Genomic DNA, 18170 nt, shown 5'->3' on the forward strand with positions numbered 1-18170 from the left:
TCCGATGAGCACAAATAGTGTGCTCATCATCTTGTTGATGGGCATAGCCATTTTGGTTCTTGGTGCCTTAAGCCTAGATTACAAGCGTAAGAATAGTTTACTGCAGGCGGATGTAAAACGTTTGGAATCGACTCAGGTGCTGTTAATGGTACCTGACGAACAGGCTGAAGCCATTGCAACTTGGTTAGCGTCTCATCCCGATCAGACTAAAGCAATGTTGCAATTAGCGGCTCCTGGTGAGCAGAAGGCTGTAGCGATTGGTCCTGAGCCGGTACAAAATAGCATTCCGCCTTTGCTGGGCGAACCAGATACTGAAATAGATACGGCGAAGGAAAAAACTAATCTGGAATCCTCTATTCCTAAACAGCTTCAAGCGCCAGAAAAAGAGGTTAAAGCTGTTTCTCAGACAATTGCCCCCCAAAATGCAGAGATGCTGCCCGTGGTGATATCTGAGAATGCCGATGGTGTCAAAGTGATTAGTTTGCCCAATGGCGGCATTCGAGTCACGACCAGAAAAGATCAGTAATTTTTAGAATTTGTGAACTCACAATTTTCTAGTTCATTAGCATATTAACCAGTATAGGTAGGGTCACTTCTTGAAAGTCTGGACCATAGCGAATCAAAAAGGTGGCGTAGGTAAAACCACGACGGTAGCGAGTTTAGCGGGAACATTAGCTAAGCGTGGCAAGCGTGTTCTTATGATAGATACCGATCCACATGCTTCGTTAGGTTATTACTTAGGTATTGATTCTGAAGAGGTTCCAGGCTCGTTGTTTGATGTTTTTCTTGCCCATAAAAACCTTTCTAAGGAACTCGTTTTATCCCATGTTGTGCCAACCTTAGTCGATGGTTTGGATTTATTGCCTGCAACTATGGCATTGGCTACCTTAGACAGAGCCTTAGGTCATCAAGAGGGAATGGGATTAGTACTACGTAATTTATTAGCACTGGTTGCTGATGATTATGATGTTGCTATCGTTGATTGCCCACCCGTACTAGGGGTATTAATGGTCAATGCGCTTGCGGCAAGTCAGCATATCATTATTCCTGTGCAGACGGAGTTTCTTGCCATTAAAGGGCTAGAGCGGATGATTAAAACAATGGAGTTAATGGGGCGATCTAAGAAGACGCGCTACAGTTACACTGTTGTGCCAACCATGTACGATAAACGCACCAAAGCATCACCTGCGGCTTTGCAAGTTCTTGGTGCCGAATACAGTGATACTTTGTGGAAAGACGTTATTCCAGTAGACACTAAGTTTAGAGATGCCAGTTTGGCACATTTACCAGCATCGCATTATGCGAGTGGTTGCCGCGGCGTTAAAGCCTATGAAAGATTATTAGATTTCTTATTAGTTGGGGAGTTTGGCCATGTCAAAATCGGTTGATGAAACTGTTTTTGATTTTTTCGCATTATTGCTACAGGAAGACGACAGTCCAAACCAGATTGTTTCCCCTCAAAGCATTGTAAAAGCAGACTCAAATCAAAATGTTGCCGTTAATCAAACGGAGGCAGCATTGCTCGATGCGGCTATTTTGGCTGAAAATGGTCGCACTGCCGCACCGCAGAATGTAGAGAAGGCCATAACGCCTACTGCGCAGTTGCAGCCAAAAGCGGCGCCAAGACAACATGAGTTTGTTGCTCCGGTAAGCCAGGTTGTAGCTCAAGTGAATAAGCAAGCGTTAGAGAAATTACTCGCGCCAGTACTAAAGACTGCAAGGTTAGAACCTATACCACCTTCAGTAGAGATAGCGCCACCTATTGATGTTCAACCTGTTGTGGTAGAAGTACCACAAGCTCAGCCTGTTGTTAATGAAACCGTTGTTGATGAAATCGTTGAGCCAGTGGTTGTGCCAGAAACACAAGTCGGCATTACGCCTCCTAGTGTGACAAAAGATTTGCAAGAAGTGCTCGATGATGAGTTTCAGGTACTATTCTTTAAAGTAGCAGGGCTGACATTGGCCGTGCCTTTGGTGAGTTTAGGCGGAATAGTAAAAGTTGAGCGGATAAACCACATCTTTGGTCGACCCGCATGGTTTCTTGGTGTACAAACGCATAGGGAGGAGCAATTGAACATTGTTGATACTTGTGCGTGGGTTATGCCAGAAAAATACACAGATAAACTGGCGCAATCGGTAAATTATCAATATCTTGTATTATTAGAAGGCAGTAACTGGGGATTGACTTGTGAGTCCTTGGTCAATGCGGTAAAAATTAATAAATCGCAAGTCAACTGGCGTAGTCAAGCGGGTAAACGTCCTTGGTTAGCAGGTGTAGTGAAAGAACAGATGTGTGGCATTTTGCACGTACAAGCCTTAGTTGAAATGCTTAATGCGGGTTTAGGTTGTCAGGACTCAATTGGTTGAGGTAAACATGAAAGATACAAGAAATGTAGCAGCAGTCGCTGCAAGTAAAGATGATGCAGTATTACAATGGGTTACCTTTAAGTTGGATCATGAAACTTACGGTATCAACGTAATGCAAGTGCAGGAAGTGCTGCGTTATACTGAAATAGCTCCTGTACCCGGTGCCCCCTATTATGTACTAGGCATCATTAACTTGCGTGGTAATGTTGTCACTGTAATTGATACCCGCTCACGTTTTGGATTGCAGTCTGCTGAAGTTGATGATTCAACCCGAATCGTTATCATCGAAGCTGAAAAGCAGGTCATTGGTATCTTAGTTGATAGTGTTGCAGAAGTGGTTTATTTACGCCGCTCTGAAATTGACAATGCGCCTAATGTTGGAACGGAAGAGAGTGCTAAGTTTATTCAAGGCGTGAGCAATCGCGACAATGAATTACTTATCTTAGTTGATCTCGACAAATTATTGTCCGACGAAGAATGGGCCGAGTTGACTCAGATCTAATCAATGGTGTGATAAGGCTGAATGATTAGAATTCATTCAGCCATTTTGTTTATTTGCGAATAAATCGATGATGTTGAGTATTTACGATTTATGGGTAGACGAAGTCTTTTTATCATAGCTTGAACAATGGCCAATTATATTGGTGACGTTAAGTGAGCACTTTGGAATAGATAACTCAATTGTAAGCCAGCTCCAAATCTATGGCTTTGAGTGAGTATAAGGATTTTTGATGGGCGATGAATTTTTGATCGCAGCGTTAGTCTATGTCATCGCATGCTTAGGGTTAGTACTCTTTTTACAAAAGCAATTGAGTAAATTAAGAAGCAAAGTTGAGGCATTGACTGTGTTAGTTAAAGAGGGCGATCGGCAGCGAGAGTCTTTTAAACGCGAATTGCAAGAATTACGCAGTGGCACAATCGGTGTAGGCCGTCGTGTTATTGAATTAGAGAAACGCATATTGCAACAGTCTGAACGGATTGAAGAGACGACTCAACAGGATCCACAGGCAAAACTTTATACTCGAGCCATGAAGATGGTCGCGCTTGGTGCTGGCGTCGACGAATTGATTAAGGAATGCGAATTACCTAAAGCTGAAGCCGAGCTGTTGATCCGTCTGCATCGTAAGTAATCAGTAGCCAATTGAACACTAAAAGCTAATTTTTCTGAATTAGCTTTTTTTATTTTATGCTTTCTCGACAATTTTTTTATGCATATTATTCCATTGCTCAGGAAATTTACCGTCGAGCATATACACAAATGCAATCAGTTCGGCGATAAGCAGGTAAAGCTCCTTGGGAATTTCCTCTCCTAACTCTAGCAATTGCAAAAAATGGCTCAGATGGGGATCTTGATGGATATAAACGCCGTTAGCCTTAGCTAAGGCAATAATTTCTTCTGCGATAAGCCCTTCACCAGTCGCGACTATTTTAGGAGCGTTACGGCCATCGTAGCTCAGTGCGACAGCTTGTTTCGGTTCACTCTCTTCATTCATATCGTTATTTCCAATGTTTTGTATAATGAACTCAATATTAGTGTTGGAACATTGTCACTCATTAAGCTTTTGTCTTTACGAGGAAATGATCTCCAGGTAATAAGGTTGCTGGTACTTGCGCTATTTGAGTTGATAGTTCTCCAGGCGTAAAACCCAGTTGTGATAGTTTTTGGCTTAAGGGCGTTAAAAAGTTATTAACCTTATTAAGTAGTATCTGACTATTGCCTTTAAACTGGATATCTAATTGTTGATTGTGGTTTTGGGCTGAAATCAGCAGAGGTCCTTGTGCTAGATTAAACTTCAGTTGTAAACGCCATCCCATTTTTTTATCTGGGTCATCAGGATCGGCTTCTTGCTCAAATTTCCCTTCCAGTTGCTCCTGTCGTTGGTTAATGCCATAGGGAAGGGCAAAGAACCACACCAAATTGCCAGCGCTCTCATTACTTGCCTGTTGGTATAAATGCAGGTTAGAGGCTAATAGTCCCATGCTATCAAGGCCTCCTGCTTTGCTCAGTTGCCCAAGTAGTTTAGTGGAGAAGCCCACTTTAGCTTGTAACTGCTCAAGGTAGTCGGCAAGCTTTTTGCTCATGGAATTCGAATTGTTATTGGCTTTAAAGCCAAGTAGCAGCTGAAAAAGTGAGGTAATTGCACTCCCATTCATGAGCATAGAGGCTTGATTTGATTGAGGCGTAGCAAGATTTAGACTCGCTAGACCGAGAATATTGGCTTTGAGCTCATCGATATCATTCAATTGGCTCAGTGGTGGTAGCCCTAAATGCGGTAGGTGTTTCAATAACTCAGATGCTAAATTCGAGCTGCTATTAGAACGAGATAACTCAATAGGAAGTGCCCCCGCTTTATTGAACGCTTTTTGTAAGACATCAGCCACTTTTACCGAAGTGTCAGTCTTAGCATCATTGTCTTGTTGTTCACTCTTTTGGCTGCTGGATCCTAAAATATTATTAAGTTTGTTTATGTCTGTAGGACTAACACTTAGGATTTCTTGTGACGTTTTTGAGCCTTGAGATAATCCGTTTTTGCTATTTACGTTTTCACCCATTTGTGATGTTGGTGATTGACCCACAAGCCGATTTTCAAGGGCTGAGTTTTGGGTGCTGATCTGACCTAGGTCCTTAGTTGTTGACGTTATGACTTGCGCGTTAGAGATATTCTGTGAGCCAGTCGCAGTAGGCGCTGATGGAACATCTACTTTACTTTGAAGCTGCATTATATCGACTTTGGCCGTGACAATTTGTTTTGTGGGCTCAGGTAGAAAGTTGATATTTTCGAGTTTTTTTAGAAAGGACGCAATGATCTGGGCTGGTTCAATTTTCGCGATCACAAGATCAGAAGATGGTTTATTTGTGGGAACCTGAGTTTCATTTACTGGCGTCCCAATTATGATTTCGAGTTTGCTCTGTATTGGGGTGAGTAATAAAATAGGGCGCCCTTGTTGAAAGGCTATTTTCGCGATGAATTCACCTTGATTCAGCTGGGGTCCAGGATCTTGTGCTACAACGGTACCATTAGCAAATTGAAACTCCTTGTTAACTATAGTGACGTTGGGTAATGGATAGCCCTGTGTGCGAGCCGCGAGCGTTGAAAGCTGCGTCTGAGAGATGCCATTTTGTTGCGCCAGATTGCTCACTGCCTCAGGAATTTTCAGTACGAGAGGTGTAGCTAATGCAAGCAGTTGGCTAGTTGAGTTTTGCACTATCGTAGTTGGAGTTGAGCTGTTCTGCGCATTGGGCGTGACTAAAAAGCTATTAGCAGTCAACAATATTTGCCGCTGTTGAGCATTAACTAGCTTTAAATTATATTCTGTACCGTTTAGAATAATACTATCTCCCTCAGGTGATGTTTGCACCTGAGCCGGAATAGGGCGTGGAGTAGCATTGAGGGCATCAGTGTGGGCCATCGCAGTGTGTAACTGCGAATTTTGACTGCTGACAAGTGGAATCGACTCCATTTAATGACCTTATATAGTTTATCCTGCGATACATTCGTTTAGTAAAATTAACAATTGACCAATTTTTTTTGCCAAGTATGCTTATGCGCCTTGTGACAAAGGAACTGTCATACTGGATAGTATGCCACTAAGACGAATTATCTTTATATCGTCATTTTTGTATTGTCACTTTAGCGAAAATTTGATGTCTAAACTGTACATTTATATTAAGAGAGCGATATGAAGTTAAAATGGATGGGATTATCTTTGGGGTTAATGCTGTTGCCTAAAGTGCAATCGGCTGAAGTATCCCTACCAGATACCATTCAGCAGGAAACACCTGCTAAGGTACAAATTACCTATGATGATCCCCGCGATCCGTTCGAAGGCTTTAACCGAGCTATGTGGGACTTCAACTATCTCTACCTAGATAGATATTTATATCGTCCTGTAGCCCATGGTTATAACGATTATATTCCTACGCCTGCTAAAACAGGTATCAATAACTTTGTGCAGAATTTAGAGGAACCTAGCAGCTTAGTAAACAACGTGCTGCAGGGTAAGTGGGGCTGGGCAGCTAATGCCGGTGGACGCTTTACAATCAATTCTACTGTCGGCTTATTAGGTGTCATTGATGTTGCTGACATGATGGGTATGAGCCGCAAGCAAGATGAGTTTAATGAAGTGCTGGGTTATTATGGGGTGCCTAATGGACCTTACTTCATGGCGCCATTTGCGGGGCCTTATGTTGTGCGAGAACTCGCGTCTGATTGGGTTGATGGTCTATACTTCCCATTGTCTGAGTTAACAATGTGGCAATCCATTGTTAAATGGGGACTTAAAAACCTTCATTCTAGAGCATCAGCAATCGATCAAGAGCGACTTGTTGATAATGCACTCGATCCTTATGCCTTTGTCAAAGATGCATATTTACAGCACATGGACTATAAAGTCTATGATGGTAATGTCCCTCAAAAGCAAGATGATGATGAGTTGCTCGATCAGTATATGCAGGAGCTTGAGTAACCCTATTGGCCGTACTTGACAGCATTTGTCTTTAGTCATCAAATGCTAGCCTTGTTAAATTTTGTTATTGGCATATTCACTTGAGTAATGGCTATGCGATGAACTTTATTCGGGAACCTTTATGGCGTTAAATGGTGTTGCGGTTCTTTTAGTTGAAGATGACCCCGTGTTTAGGCAGATTGTTGCAAGCTTTCTCGATAGCAGAGGTGCGCAAGTTACACAAGCCTGTGATGGTGAACAAGGATTGTCAGTTTTTAAATCGCAGCGCTTCGATATTGTTCTTGCAGACTTGAGTATGCCTAAGCTCGGAGGGCTCGATATGCTTAAGGAAATGACAAGGTTAGCGCCTTTAGTGCCTTCTATCGTGATCTCGGGGAATAATGTCATGGCTGACGTCGTAGAAGCATTACGCATTGGCGCAAGTGATTATCTCGTTAAGCCAGTATCTGATTTATTTATTATTGAACAAGCCATTAAACAAAGCCTTCATAGTTCCTACATTGATGATACTCAAGCCGCAGATTTTGACGCGCTATCCCACCAAGAATTAAGTGATAATCTAGCATTGCTTGAGCAAAGTGTTGCTGCGGCAAAACAAGTTCAGCAACAACTCTTTCCCGCTTCAAATATTAGTTATCCGGCAGCCAAGGTTGACTATAGCCTTTATAAAAATAGCGATATAAGCAGTTATTTCATTGATTCAACTATGGTTGGCAGTGATCACCTGATTATGTACATGGCCCATTTGTATCCTGAGGATAATCGAGCCGCGTTTGCCTGCGTTCTGCTGAGAAGTTTTGTTAATCAGAAGCTCAAAGATTTTAGAAATGGTCAGAGTCAGAGCATTATTGAGCCCTTTAACATGATGAGCTATTTGAACGAGCGTTTAGTGAAATCTGGTCTCGATATTAAAGCCGATATGATTTACGTTGCTATTGAGCTAACTAAGTACCGTGCTGCTATTGCACAGGCGGGTAAGGGGCTGCGTTGTTATCTGCGTAATGACGAGGGATTAAGCCCGTTAGCACTGTCTGAGAGCCTGCAGCTTGGCGTGTTAGATTGGGGTAAACCGAGCATTCAGTTCCGCAGTATTTTACCGCAAGAACAGTTATGTATTGCGACAAGTGAGCCTGAGCATAAACAAGCTTTACTTGATAACAAGTTTAAGGGCTTAGTCTATGATGCAACGCTACCCGCAGGTGGTTTTCTACAGTTAAGCCTTTAGTTTTTTTGACGCTTTGGCGAAATTGAGTATATAACCGAATAGCTGACTTAACAAAAACGCCTTACTCTTGCGAGTAAGGCGTTTTGTTTTAACAGTCAAAAACAGTTGAACAGGATAATTAACGTTTTATCGCTTCATGTTCAGCCGTCACTGCAATTTCGCTTTCTAAGGCTTCAGCTTCAGTATGATGCTTGGTTTCTGCGCCATGCATCCAATCGACTAATTTGTCAGCCATAAAATACAGGATCACGCCAGACAGAGCCGCTGTAATCGCGATACCAGCAAAAATTGACATAGCATTAGCAAGTTGTTCCTCTTTGCCACCACCGTGACCAATCAAAGAGCCTACGACCCCTGCAACCTTGTTCGCCATCGCAATAAACAGGAACCAAGCGCCCATCATCAAAGAGGCAATACGCAGTGGAGCAAGCTTAGTCACCATAGACAAGCCAATAGGTGACAAACATAATTCACCCATAGTATGGAAGAAATAAGCACCCACTAACCACCACATGCTTGATTTAGCTGTAGGATCGCTACCCATCTCAACCACAGCGCCAATCATGAACAAGAAGCCAATCGCCAATAAGAACAAACCTAAGGCAAATTTCACTGGCGAGTTAGGTTCATTTTTACCTAAACGGATCCAGATAGAAGCAATTACAGGGGCAAATAACACAATAAAAATAGCGTTTAGCGATTGGAAATAAGTCGTGGGCACTTCCCAAGTACCTATGTAACGGTCAGTAAACTCATTGGTAAATAAGTTCATTAACCCGCCCGCTTGTTCAAAGCCCGCCCAGAAAATAATCGTGAACAAACCCAGCACCATAATCACCTTGAGACGATCACGCTCAATTTTAGTAAGTGGTTCTTTACGGGTATTGCCTAGCTTAGCCTGGCGTTCACGTTCCAGCTTGGCCGCTGGCACGGTACCAATGTTACCTAACAGTTTTTGAGCAAATAAAAATTGAATCACCAGCGATAGCAGCATACCAATACCAGCACAGAAGAAACCTGCCTGCCAGTTATTAACAAAAACCTCTTGGCCATTAACCATTTCAGTGTGGCCAAAGCTAGTATAAGCCCAAGCAACAATAAAGCCGGATAATGCCGCACCTAAATTGATTCCCATATAGAAAATAGTAAATGCACCATCGCGACGGTGATCACCTTCCTCGTAGAGATCGCCCACCATAGTGGAAATGTTCGGCTTAAACAAACCATTACCCAGAATGAGGGTACCTAAACCGATATAAAAAATTGTCGTTTCAATACCTGAAAACCAAGCATGAGGCGCAGCTAGCATAAATTGGCCAGCCGCCATTAACGCACCACCAAAATAAATGGCTTTGCGCTGTCCCAGAAAATTATCAGCTAACCAACCACCAATCAGCGGCGTTAAATACACTAACGCAGTAAAAGTACCATATAAGGATAAAGCGTCAGCTTGGCTAAATCCTAAGCCGCCACCGCCTTGTTTACCCACCTGATCAACTAAATACAGCACCAAAATGGCACGCATTGCATAATAACTAAATCGTTCCCAAAGTTCTGTTGTAAACAGCAGGAACAATCCCTTGGGATGCCCAAGCATCGTTCCTTGTGGTTTTGCTACGCTCATGAAGTCTTCCACCTTAAGCTCGTGATTGCCTGTGGGCCCCTGAAACAGGATGATGTCACCACAGAAAAATGGTTGTTGCTCGTCCCAATATCGCCTGCAGGTTTAATCAACCATTAATTCGCGCTATAGCATTCATTAATTGTTGAATAACCGCTAGTTACGTATGGGTTATTGTTACGTTCTTATAATAAAAGTAATGTATTTAGCAGTAAAATGAGTATTTTCGCTAAAATCCCACCTTATATACCCCTTAAAAGCAACCAAAGTCAATTTTGGTAAGCTAAGTGGTGACATTATCAGCAGTATAGTGTTGTGATTTTAATTATGAATTAGTTAATGTGAGCGTCATTGTATGCATACCGAGCGAGAGACTGGAATAGTCGAAAAATTACTTCCACCGACTTGAGCATCTTTGCTATGATTGCGACCCGTGAATGGACATCACTTATTTATAGGGTAGTGAGATTAGCTTATGAAGGCATGGTACCTTTTGTATTGTAAACCTCGTAGTGAAGCGAGAGCACAACAAAACTTAGCACTTCAAAATTTAGAGACGTATTTGCCTATGGTCTCTGAAGAGAAATCTCAGCGCGGGCGCAAACAAGTTTGTCGTGTACCACTATTTCCAAATTATTTATTCATCAATTTTGACCCAAGCCAGACAAGTGTCAGGCAGGTCCATTCTACTCGTGGTGTGAATCGAATCGTTAATTGTCAAGAGAAAATGACGCCCATTTACGACAGAATTATCCATGCCATTCGCATGAAAGAACTAACGCCTTCCCAAACAGTATTAGCCGAAGAATTAGAGCTAAAAACGGGGGAAAAAATTCGTTTTACAGATGGACCCTTTGTTGATCTCGAAGGCATTTTTCAAGAAAAATGCCCAAATAAACGTTGCCATGTTCTTTTTAACATTATGGGGCAGATAAAGACGGTTACTGTACCTGAGCAAACGGTTGAAAGAGTTTGTAGTTAACTAATTGACACAAGTTTCATTGTAAGAATTAAGATGAAATATTTGTAGGAAATTGACTATTCTTATTATTAAGGTTTTTTGCCAGAGATGGATAGCGTTTTGTTAAGTTATTAAATAATAAGGTTTTTATGGATTTTTACAAAATTCAAATCATTAAGATTTTAATTTATCTCTAAAATTTGAAACATAGACTTGCAATTGCTTGTTAATTAACAAGTCAAGCTTTCGGGTTTGAAGTAAACTTATGTAACCAGACTTTAAGATTGTCGTTTATTCTTCTTAACGTCATTGGTATGTTGTTAAAAATGAATCTTTAGTTGATGCGCAAACTTAGCTGCTTAAGGCCTGCATTAACGTTTAGGTGACTATTGGGTTTAGGCTGCGATAGTCTTGTTCTAATTAATAATTTGGCGTGTTTTTCCCACAAGAGTGGTGATATCACTCGCTAGAAATTCAAATGGATTGGAGCCTTGTAATTCTTTTTATAAAGAATGATGAGGTTTTATTACATGAAAAATATGAGTTTTCGCGTCGCGAAGGGCAATATAGAAGCCGCAATCTATGGGCGGTAGCGTGTCTGAAAGGCATCGAATGAAAAGTTCCATTCGTTAAGCGGACGCCGAAGGCCTCGGGCCGCCACGCGGATCGGTAGCGTGTCTGAAAGGTGAGAAACCGCAGGTTGATCTCTCGAACGAGAGGTACGGATACCGAACTGGCAGGTATATATGGGTATATTTATCGAAAAACAGTTTCTTCATTAACTTCATTAAATGGTCATGCAGGGAGCCTCAATAGCCATTAATATGTCCAATTTTACCTTTATTCAGCCATGATACGATTAGCCGTAGCTGCTTGATAATGTAAACAATCCAACATTTACCCCAAAGAATCGTTAGTTTTTTGTACACTCTAAATGGCGTTTGATTGCCGAGTGTTTGAATGTAAAACTCAGGTTTTACCTCTAAAAATCCAATAATAAGCTTTGACTCATTTTTATAAACGGAGATATCTGGTGCTACGACAAGTCAAAAAATTCATCATACTAGGCATAAGTGCCGCGATTTTGATGGGCGCGCAGGCTAATGCCATTACGCCATCTCCACAGATGATCGAGCAGTTCAAAGCTTTACCTAAGTCAGAACAAGAAAGGCTAGCACGTCAATATGGCGTTGACCCTTCGATGATCACTGGTGGTTCAGCTGCTCAAACAGTAGTTGAAAATCCAACTGTGGTGACTCCACGTGCTGCCAATAATGATGTAGTTGACCAGTCTGATAATGACCAGCTAAATCAGGCCACTAAATCGGTGGACAAGATTGAAGCTATTGAAGACAAAAAAGAAAATCAATTAAAGCGTTTTGGTTACGATCTCTTTGCGGGTTCGCCAAGCACTTTTGCACCAGTTAGCGATGTGCCAGTGCCTGCTGAGTATATGATTGGTCCCGGTGATAGCTTAAATGTTCAGTTGTTTGGTAAAGAGAATAACCAGTACACGCTAACCGTTGGTCGTGATGGAGCAATTCAATTTCCGGGTTTAGGGCCAATATCGCTTGTTGGTTTGAGTTTTTCAGAAGTACGCGAATTGTTACAGCAAAAAATTAGCCAAAGTATGATTGGCATCGAGTCAAATATCACAATGGGCGAATTACGGTCAATTCGTATCTTTGTTGCTGGTGATGCTTTTCAACCAGGTTCCTACACTGTTTCTAGTTTATCGACGATCACTCAAGCATTATTTATTTCTGGTGGTGTGAATCAAATTGGTAGCTTGCGTGACATACAAATTAAACGAGCAGGTAAAACCGTAGGTCGCCTAGATCTCTATGATTTACTTCTGCGTGGTGATGCATCAGGTGATATTCGCTTACAATCAGGTGATGTGGTTTTTATTCCATCATCAGGTGGTTCAGTTAGCGTGATTGGTGAAGTTCGTCGTCCTGCTATATATGAACTTAAAAATAATGAAACCATGGCTGATGTTATTCGCATGGCTAGTGGTCTAAATCCGGGCGCATATCCAAAAGCAAGTACAGTTGAACGTTACAGTAATGAATCAGTTAAAACTGTAGTGAGTGTTGATTTAACAGAAAATTTAGGACTAAATACTTTAGTCAAAAATGGCGACCTCTTAAATGTAAGATCTGCCTCTAGCCGTATTGATAATGCGATTACTCTGGCTGGTGCTGTTGTTCGTCCTGGCAAATATCAATGGACTAAAGGTTTAACTGTTGCCGATTTACTCCCTTCAGTTTGGGGGGATCTAACCATATCCGCTGATTTGGATTATTCTTTACTTGTCCGTGAAATAAATCAACGCGGTGATATTCAAGTGGAGCGTATTGCGCTTGGACGAGCGATAGCAGAACCTAAATCACATTATAATCCTAAGCTAAATCCGCGTGATTCAATCATTGTTTTTGATTACGCAGACCGTGAAGAGTTATTAAAACCTATAGTTAAAAAACTGAGAGAGCAGAGTCGTTTCGGCGATGCCGCTAAGTTAGTCAGCATCAATGGAAATGTGCGTTTTCCTGGGCAATACCCCATTACTATTAATGGCGATGTTAAAGAATTACTCATCGCGGCTGGTGGTTTAGAAGAAGGTGCCTACACACTTTCGGCTGAATTGACTCGTCAAAATGTTTCTGAGCAAAACGGTGTATCGGTTGAACATATGCAGTTGAGCTTAGATCAGGTCATGCAAAATGTACCAACTGCAAACGTTATACTTCAAAGCCGTGACATCTTAACCGTTCGCACGCTTCCTGATTGGCAGGAGACTCGCTGGGTGACTATCAAGGGTGAAGTTAAGTTTCCCGGTACTTACAGTATTCAGCGTAGCGAAAGCTTGAAAGATGTAATATCTCGCGCAGGTGGTTTGACGAGCGATGCAGCTCCTCGCAGTGCTGTATTTTTACGAAAGTCAGTAAAAGATAAAGAGCAGCTTGAGTTATCAAAACTTGCTGATGAATTACGCCGTGAAATTGCTGCTAAAGCGTTGACAAAAGATACACCAACTATTGGCTATAACGATGCGCAGCTGATGTTAAATCAGCTTGAAAATGTTAAAACTGTCGGTCGATTAGTTGTTGATATCAATGCAATTCAACTGGGTATTGATAGTGCTAACCTTATGCTTGAAGATGAGGATGCGTTGTATATTCCTGCGACTAATCAAACCGTGTCAGTCATGGGCCAAGTACAGCACCCAAGCACACATAGATATAAACAAGGTTTAACATTCGACCAATATTTAGCATTATCTGGTGGCGCACGTAAACGTGCCGATGAATCACGCTCATATATTTTAAGGGCTGATGGCTCAGTTCAAATGCCCGAATCTTCGATGTGGTTTAGTGGTGGTAGTGCCATGGAACCAGGCGATACCATAGTTGTACCATTAGATACTGAATATAAAGACAACTTAACGCTTTGGAGTCAAGTCACTGGCATTATCTACAATACTGCTGTTGCAGTGTCTGTAATCTCAGGACTTTAGAAGCAAAGTTCGAGGGTGTTGCTCCGCAACTGCTAGGACACAAGCACGCACTTGGCCCTAGCACCTTTTATTTTCTCGAACCTTCTTTAAATATCTTTAAGCTTTCCTAGGGCCTAGCATCTAGGATCTAGGACCTAGAACCTCAAAAAATGAACACACAAATTACTCAAAATCCAAACACATACCAATCCGACGCAAGATTTCCTCAAGTGCAAGATGACGAAATTGATCTTCGTGAACTTTTTTCGGTTATTTGGCAAGGTAAATGGTTAATCATTGTTATTACGGCAGTATTCGCCATTGGTTCTGTGGTGTTTGCGATAATGCAACCGAATATCTATAAGTCTGAGGCATTACTGGCCCCTGCAGCAGAAGAGCAAGGTGGTGGGTTAAGTGCCTTAGCCTCTCAATTTGGTGGCTTAGCTAGTCTTGCTGGTGTTAATTTAGGTGCTAAGGGTGGCACAGATAAAACCCAGCTTGCCATTGAGGTATTAAAATCTCGCCAATTTACTAGTGATTTTGTTCAAAAGCATAATATTCTCTCCGACTTAATGGCTGCCAAAAAATGGAATAGGGAAGCTGATAAACTTATCTACGATGAAGACGATTACATAGAAGCAACCAATACTTGGGTACGTGATGTCGAACTACCAATTAAGCCTGAACCTTCAATGCAAGAAGCTTATAAAGTGTTCAGTAAGATATTATCTATTAATACGGATAAAGAAACTGGAATGGTCACTCTAGCGGTTGAGCATGTATCTCCAAGCGTTGCAAAACAATGGGTTACTTGGTTAATTGAAGATATTAATAAAGTCATGAAAGTGCGTGATGTTGCCGAGGCTAATCGTAGCAGTGAATTTTTAAATAGACAAATTACCCTAACTAATGTCGCCGATATTAAAGCGATTCTCTATAAGTTGGTGGAAGAACAAGCTAAGACCATTATGTTCGCTGAAGTAAGAGATGAATATGTGTTTAAAACCATAGATCCAGCACTAGTACCTGAAGAAAAGGCAAAACCTAAACGCGCATTGATTTGCATATTAGGCACTATGTTGGGTGGGATGCTCGGTATAATGTTTGTGTTAATTAGGCATTTCATGAGAAAAGAGCAGAGCCTAGAGCCTAGAGCCTAGAGCCTGCTTTTACCTTTTTTGAATGCCTATTGGGACTGTTTAAGCAAAAAGCCTCAAATCAAAAAATTACAATGAGATAACCCTTTCTTTAATGAGATCGGCTGTCTAGAAATGGATAAATACGTCTCAGATGGCTGTGAATGACTGAGATGAAAAGCAAAAAAATTTGCGTTTTTCCCTTTCATTGACCGTTAAAATGGTTACGTTTACCAATTTTTTGGTAATAATTAATGAATAATGTTATTTAAAAATTAGTAACATTGACCTATGAGAATTGAGGGTAATGAAGAATAAGAAGATTGTAAAAAATACCATCGCATTATACATTCGGCAGTTGTTAATACTTTTTGTTAGTTTATATACGGTTAGAGTTGTTTTAAATGTTTTAGGGGTTGATGATTACGGTGTTTATAACGTAGTCGCTGGTTTGGTTGCATTATGTTCATTTTTACCCAGCGCACTTGCATCCGCTACACAACGGTTTTTTTCTTTCGCATTGGGGCAGGCAGATAATAAAAAGTTGTTTCAAACCTTTAGCGTCAATTTGGTATTGTATGGATTAATTGCATTAATCGCGCTTATCTTATTAGAAAGCGCGGGTGCTTGGTTTGTTAAAGATTATCTTAATTTGCCGTCCTCTCGAGTTGACGTTGCATATACTATTTATCAATATGCAGTGTTCACATTCATTGCTGGTATTTATACTTCACCTTTCATTGCAATTATTATCGCACATGAAGACATGCACATATATGCTTATGCCTCGATTGTGGAAGTGTTGTTAAAGTTAGCTATAACAGTGATTTTGATATATTTGCCTTGGGATAAACTAGAGTTATATGGTTTATTGATGCTCTTGGTTTCTCTGGTTAATATGGGTGTTTATGTTTCTATCTGTTTCAATAAATACCCTGAGTGCCAGATAAGAAAAATACATTGGGATGGTAAACTGCTTAGAGAAATTTACGGTTTTACTGGTTGGTCATTGTTCGGTCAACTTACTACAGTGGCGCGAAATCAGGCAGTAACTATATTACTGAACCAATATTTTAATCCTGCAGTTGTAGCAGCAAGGGCGATTGCTAATACGGTTGCTTCGCAAGTGAATATGTTTTCCAATGCCTTTAATACTGGGCTTTACCCTCCAATAATCAAAGCCTATGCGGCGAATGAAAAAGATGAAATGTATGATCTGATTTTCAATGGGTCCAAGCTAACATTTTTTTTAATGTGGATATTCACATTGCCGATGTTTATTGAAATGGAGGCAGTGCTGACTCTTTGGTTATCAACGCCACCAGAAAACGCAGTTTTATTTACTCAACTTGCTTTGGTTGAGGCTTTGATTATTTCGATTAGTCTTCCTATTATCAGTGCTGCTAGGGCCCCTGGTAATATGAAAATGTATGAGTTAACCTTGGGTACTATCCAAGTTGGTATCTTTATTGTTTCATGGATATTTCTTGTTAATGGTTATCCTGCTAGCAGTGTCTTCATAACTGCTATAGTTGCTAATATATTAATGTTTGCTGTGCGTTTATTTATCGTAAGCTGGCTTGTCGGATTGTCTATCTATAAGTTTCTACGTGTGGTGGTTATGCCTGTTCTGGCAGTAATCTGTATATCGCTTGCTGTAAGTTTGTCAATAAAAAATAGCCTGCCTAGCGGTTATTTATTTTCAATTGTCACCATGCTGTTTTCCGTAATTAGCTCATCTATTGCTATGTACTATTTAGGCTTAAACCGAGCTTGGCGAGAAAAAGTAAAAAATATGATTGTAAGCAAACTAAAAAGATAATGAGAAATTGATGAAGATTCTTTTACTCGGCGGAACTGGTGCTATGGGGTTGCACTTGATTAAAATATTAAGTGAGGATAAAAATAATCAAATAGTGGTGACTTCACGTGGCGAACGGCGAAATAACAAAAATATTACATTTCTTAAAGGTGACGCGCAGGACTTGGAATTTATTAAACCAGTGCTAGCGCAATCGTGGGATGTGATTGTTGATTTTATGGTTTATAACACAACTGCACTTAAACAACGTCTAGATTTGCTACTTTCGGCAACAAAACAATATGTTTTTTTAAGTTCCGCACGTGTTTACTCTTCGTCACTCGTATCAATTAAAGAATCACAACCAAGGTTATTAGATTTAACAACTGATCATGAGTATCTAGCTACTGATGAATACGCTTTAACTAAAGCAAGGCAAGAAGATGCTTTGCTAGGTTCAAAATATAAAAATTGGACGGTTATTCGTCCCTACATCACGTTTAGTGATGAACGCCTACAGCTAGGTGTGCTTGAAAAAGAGGACTGGTTATATCGTGCAATCCAAGGGAGGCCAATTGTCTTTGCTAAAGAAATGATGGATAAGTTAACGACACTAACCTACGGATTTGATGTTGCAACAGGGATCTGTGCTGTAATAGGTAAAAAACAAGCCTTAACAGAGGCATTCCATATTACTTCGAATCAATCATTACTTTGGTCTGATATATTAAATATATATCTCGATGTGTTAGAAAAACATCTTGGTCGTCGGCCGGAAGTTGTGCTGCAAGATATGAGTGAATTTTATAAATGTCACTCCGCGACATATCAAATAAAATATGACCGTCTTTTTGATAGAAAGTTTGATAACACAAAAATAAATGAATTTGTTAACGTAATGGATTTCGCTGATGTCACAATTAGTTTACGACAATGTTTAAATGATTTTTTATTTGAACCCAAATTCAAATGTATTAACTGGCATGCTGAAGCACAGAAAGATAAAGCTTGCGGTATAGTTACCTCATTAAATGAAATTACTACCTTTAAGCAGAAGATAAGATATCTTTTGAGCCGATATCTATCTATATAG

Annotated in this window: 15 protein-coding genes; 12 read left to right on the forward strand and 3 right to left on the reverse strand. The window is 40.7% G+C overall.

What is annotated here, in order from left to right; all coding sequences use genetic code 11:
- Positions 1–4: 4 nt before the first annotated feature.
- The 5 genes from ACHA99_RS05355 to ACHA99_RS05375 all read left to right on the forward strand — a co-directional run bounded on the left by ACHA99_RS05355 (position 5) and on the right by ACHA99_RS05375 (position 3497).
- Entirely contained in the window at positions 5–526 is a 522-nt protein-coding gene (locus ACHA99_RS05355) for a membrane anchored protein in chemotaxis locus (protein WP_263255139.1), read from the forward strand.
- A 70-nt stretch (positions 527–596) separates the two neighbouring features.
- Positions 597–1388: a ParA family protein gene (locus ACHA99_RS05360; RefSeq protein WP_028761170.1), complete on the forward strand. Its 792-nt coding sequence runs from the start codon at positions 597–599 to the stop codon at positions 1386–1388.
- Positions 1372–2367 carry a chemotaxis protein CheW gene (locus tag ACHA99_RS05365; protein ID WP_168824448.1) on the forward strand — a complete coding sequence of 332 codons (996 nt, stop codon included), beginning with the start codon at positions 1372–1374 and terminating at the stop codon, positions 2365–2367. Before ACHA99_RS05360 ends, ACHA99_RS05365 begins: the two co-directional genes overlap by 17 nt.
- A gap of 7 nt (positions 2368–2374) precedes the next feature.
- The gene (locus ACHA99_RS05370) at positions 2375–2869 is read left to right on the forward strand and encodes a chemotaxis protein CheW (RefSeq protein WP_006082380.1); all 495 of its coding nucleotides are present in this window, start codon (positions 2375–2377) and stop codon (positions 2867–2869) included.
- A 229-nt stretch (positions 2870–3098) separates the two neighbouring features.
- Positions 3099–3497, forward strand: coding sequence for a DUF2802 domain-containing protein (locus tag ACHA99_RS05375; RefSeq protein WP_028761168.1), 399 nt, complete (start codon positions 3099–3101; stop codon positions 3495–3497).
- A 54-nt stretch (positions 3498–3551) separates the two neighbouring features.
- Here ACHA99_RS05375 and ACHA99_RS05380 read toward each other — a convergent pair whose 3' ends face one another.
- The gene (locus tag ACHA99_RS05380) at positions 3552–3860 is read right to left on the reverse strand and encodes an EscU/YscU/HrcU family type III secretion system export apparatus switch protein (RefSeq protein ID WP_105251949.1); all 309 of its coding nucleotides are present in this window, start codon (positions 3858–3860) and stop codon (positions 3552–3554) included.
- Between the two features lie 61 nt (positions 3861–3921).
- On the reverse strand, positions 3922–5829 hold the full coding sequence (locus tag ACHA99_RS05385) for a hypothetical protein (RefSeq protein ID WP_393941525.1): 1908 nt from the start codon (positions 5827–5829) through the stop codon (positions 3922–3924).
- A gap of 219 nt (positions 5830–6048) precedes the next feature.
- On the opposite strand from ACHA99_RS05385, the gene ACHA99_RS05390 reads away from it, so the two are divergent.
- Positions 6049–6834 carry a VacJ family lipoprotein gene (locus ACHA99_RS05390; RefSeq protein ID WP_219233968.1) on the forward strand — a complete coding sequence of 262 codons (786 nt, stop codon included), beginning with the start codon at positions 6049–6051 and terminating at the stop codon, positions 6832–6834.
- 121 nt (positions 6835–6955) lie between these two features.
- Positions 6956–8059, forward strand: coding sequence for a response regulator (locus tag ACHA99_RS05395; protein WP_219253393.1), 1104 nt, complete (start codon positions 6956–6958; stop codon positions 8057–8059).
- 118 nt (positions 8060–8177) lie between these two features.
- Here the strand turns inward: ACHA99_RS05395 and ACHA99_RS05400 are convergent, their stop codons facing one another.
- The gene (locus ACHA99_RS05400) at positions 8178–9683 is read right to left on the reverse strand and encodes a peptide MFS transporter (protein WP_263255105.1); all 1506 of its coding nucleotides are present in this window, start codon (positions 9681–9683) and stop codon (positions 8178–8180) included.
- 472 nt (positions 9684–10155) lie between these two features.
- On the opposite strand from ACHA99_RS05400, the gene rfaH reads away from it, so the two are divergent.
- The 5 genes from rfaH to ACHA99_RS05425 all read left to right on the forward strand — a co-directional run bounded on the left by rfaH (position 10156) and on the right by ACHA99_RS05425 (position 18170).
- The gene (gene rfaH / locus ACHA99_RS05405; protein ID WP_393941528.1) at positions 10156–10662 is read left to right on the forward strand and encodes a transcription/translation regulatory transformer protein RfaH; all 507 of its coding nucleotides are present in this window, start codon (positions 10156–10158) and stop codon (positions 10660–10662) included.
- 1012 nt (positions 10663–11674) lie between these two features.
- Entirely contained in the window at positions 11675–14161 is a 2487-nt protein-coding gene (locus ACHA99_RS05410; RefSeq protein ID WP_393941530.1) for an SLBB domain-containing protein, read from the forward strand.
- A 149-nt stretch (positions 14162–14310) separates the two neighbouring features.
- Positions 14311–15300, forward strand: coding sequence for a Wzz/FepE/Etk N-terminal domain-containing protein (locus tag ACHA99_RS05415; protein WP_393941532.1), 990 nt, complete (start codon positions 14311–14313; stop codon positions 15298–15300).
- A gap of 283 nt (positions 15301–15583) precedes the next feature.
- Complete coding sequence (locus ACHA99_RS05420; RefSeq protein WP_393941534.1) at positions 15584–17098, forward strand: lipopolysaccharide biosynthesis protein; 1515 nt, start codon at positions 15584–15586, stop codon at positions 17096–17098.
- Positions 17099–17108: 10 nt separating this feature from the next.
- Positions 17109–18170, forward strand: coding sequence for an NAD-dependent epimerase/dehydratase family protein (locus tag ACHA99_RS05425; RefSeq protein ID WP_393941536.1), 1062 nt, complete (start codon positions 17109–17111; stop codon positions 18168–18170).

The sequence above is a fragment of the Shewanella sp. S23-S33 genome, from assembly GCF_043359565.1.
In the GTDB taxonomy this organism is placed as follows: Bacteria; Pseudomonadota; Gammaproteobacteria; order Enterobacterales; family Shewanellaceae; genus Shewanella; species Shewanella oncorhynchi.

Coding starts and splice junctions, on each gene's coding strand:
- ACHA99_RS05355 (WP_263255139.1), top strand. CDS start 5: ATGAGCACAAATAGTGTGCTCATCATCTTGTTGATGGGCATAGCCATT.
- ACHA99_RS05365 (WP_168824448.1), top strand. CDS start 1,372: ATGTCAAAATCGGTTGATGAAACTGTTTTTGATTTTTTCGCATTATTG.
- ACHA99_RS05370 (WP_006082380.1), top strand. CDS start 2,375: ATGAAAGATACAAGAAATGTAGCAGCAGTCGCTGCAAGTAAAGATGAT.
- ACHA99_RS05375 (WP_028761168.1), top strand. CDS start 3,099: ATGGGCGATGAATTTTTGATCGCAGCGTTAGTCTATGTCATCGCATGC.
- ACHA99_RS05380 (WP_105251949.1), bottom strand. CDS start 3,860: ATGAATGAAGAGAGTGAACCGAAACAAGCTGTCGCACTGAGCTACGAT.
- ACHA99_RS05385 (WP_393941525.1), bottom strand. CDS start 5,829: ATGGAGTCGATTCCACTTGTCAGCAGTCAAAATTCGCAGTTACACACT.
- ACHA99_RS05390 (WP_219233968.1), top strand. CDS start 6,049: ATGAAGTTAAAATGGATGGGATTATCTTTGGGGTTAATGCTGTTGCCT.
- ACHA99_RS05395 (WP_219253393.1), top strand. CDS start 6,956: ATGGCGTTAAATGGTGTTGCGGTTCTTTTAGTTGAAGATGACCCCGTG.
- ACHA99_RS05400 (WP_263255105.1), bottom strand. CDS start 9,683: ATGAGCGTAGCAAAACCACAAGGAACGATGCTTGGGCATCCCAAGGGA.
- rfaH (WP_393941528.1), top strand. CDS start 10,156: ATGAAGGCATGGTACCTTTTGTATTGTAAACCTCGTAGTGAAGCGAGA.
- ACHA99_RS05415 (WP_393941532.1), top strand. CDS start 14,311: ATGAACACACAAATTACTCAAAATCCAAACACATACCAATCCGACGCA.
- ACHA99_RS05420 (WP_393941534.1), top strand. CDS start 15,584: ATGAAGAATAAGAAGATTGTAAAAAATACCATCGCATTATACATTCGG.
- ACHA99_RS05425 (WP_393941536.1), top strand. CDS start 17,109: ATGAAGATTCTTTTACTCGGCGGAACTGGTGCTATGGGGTTGCACTTG.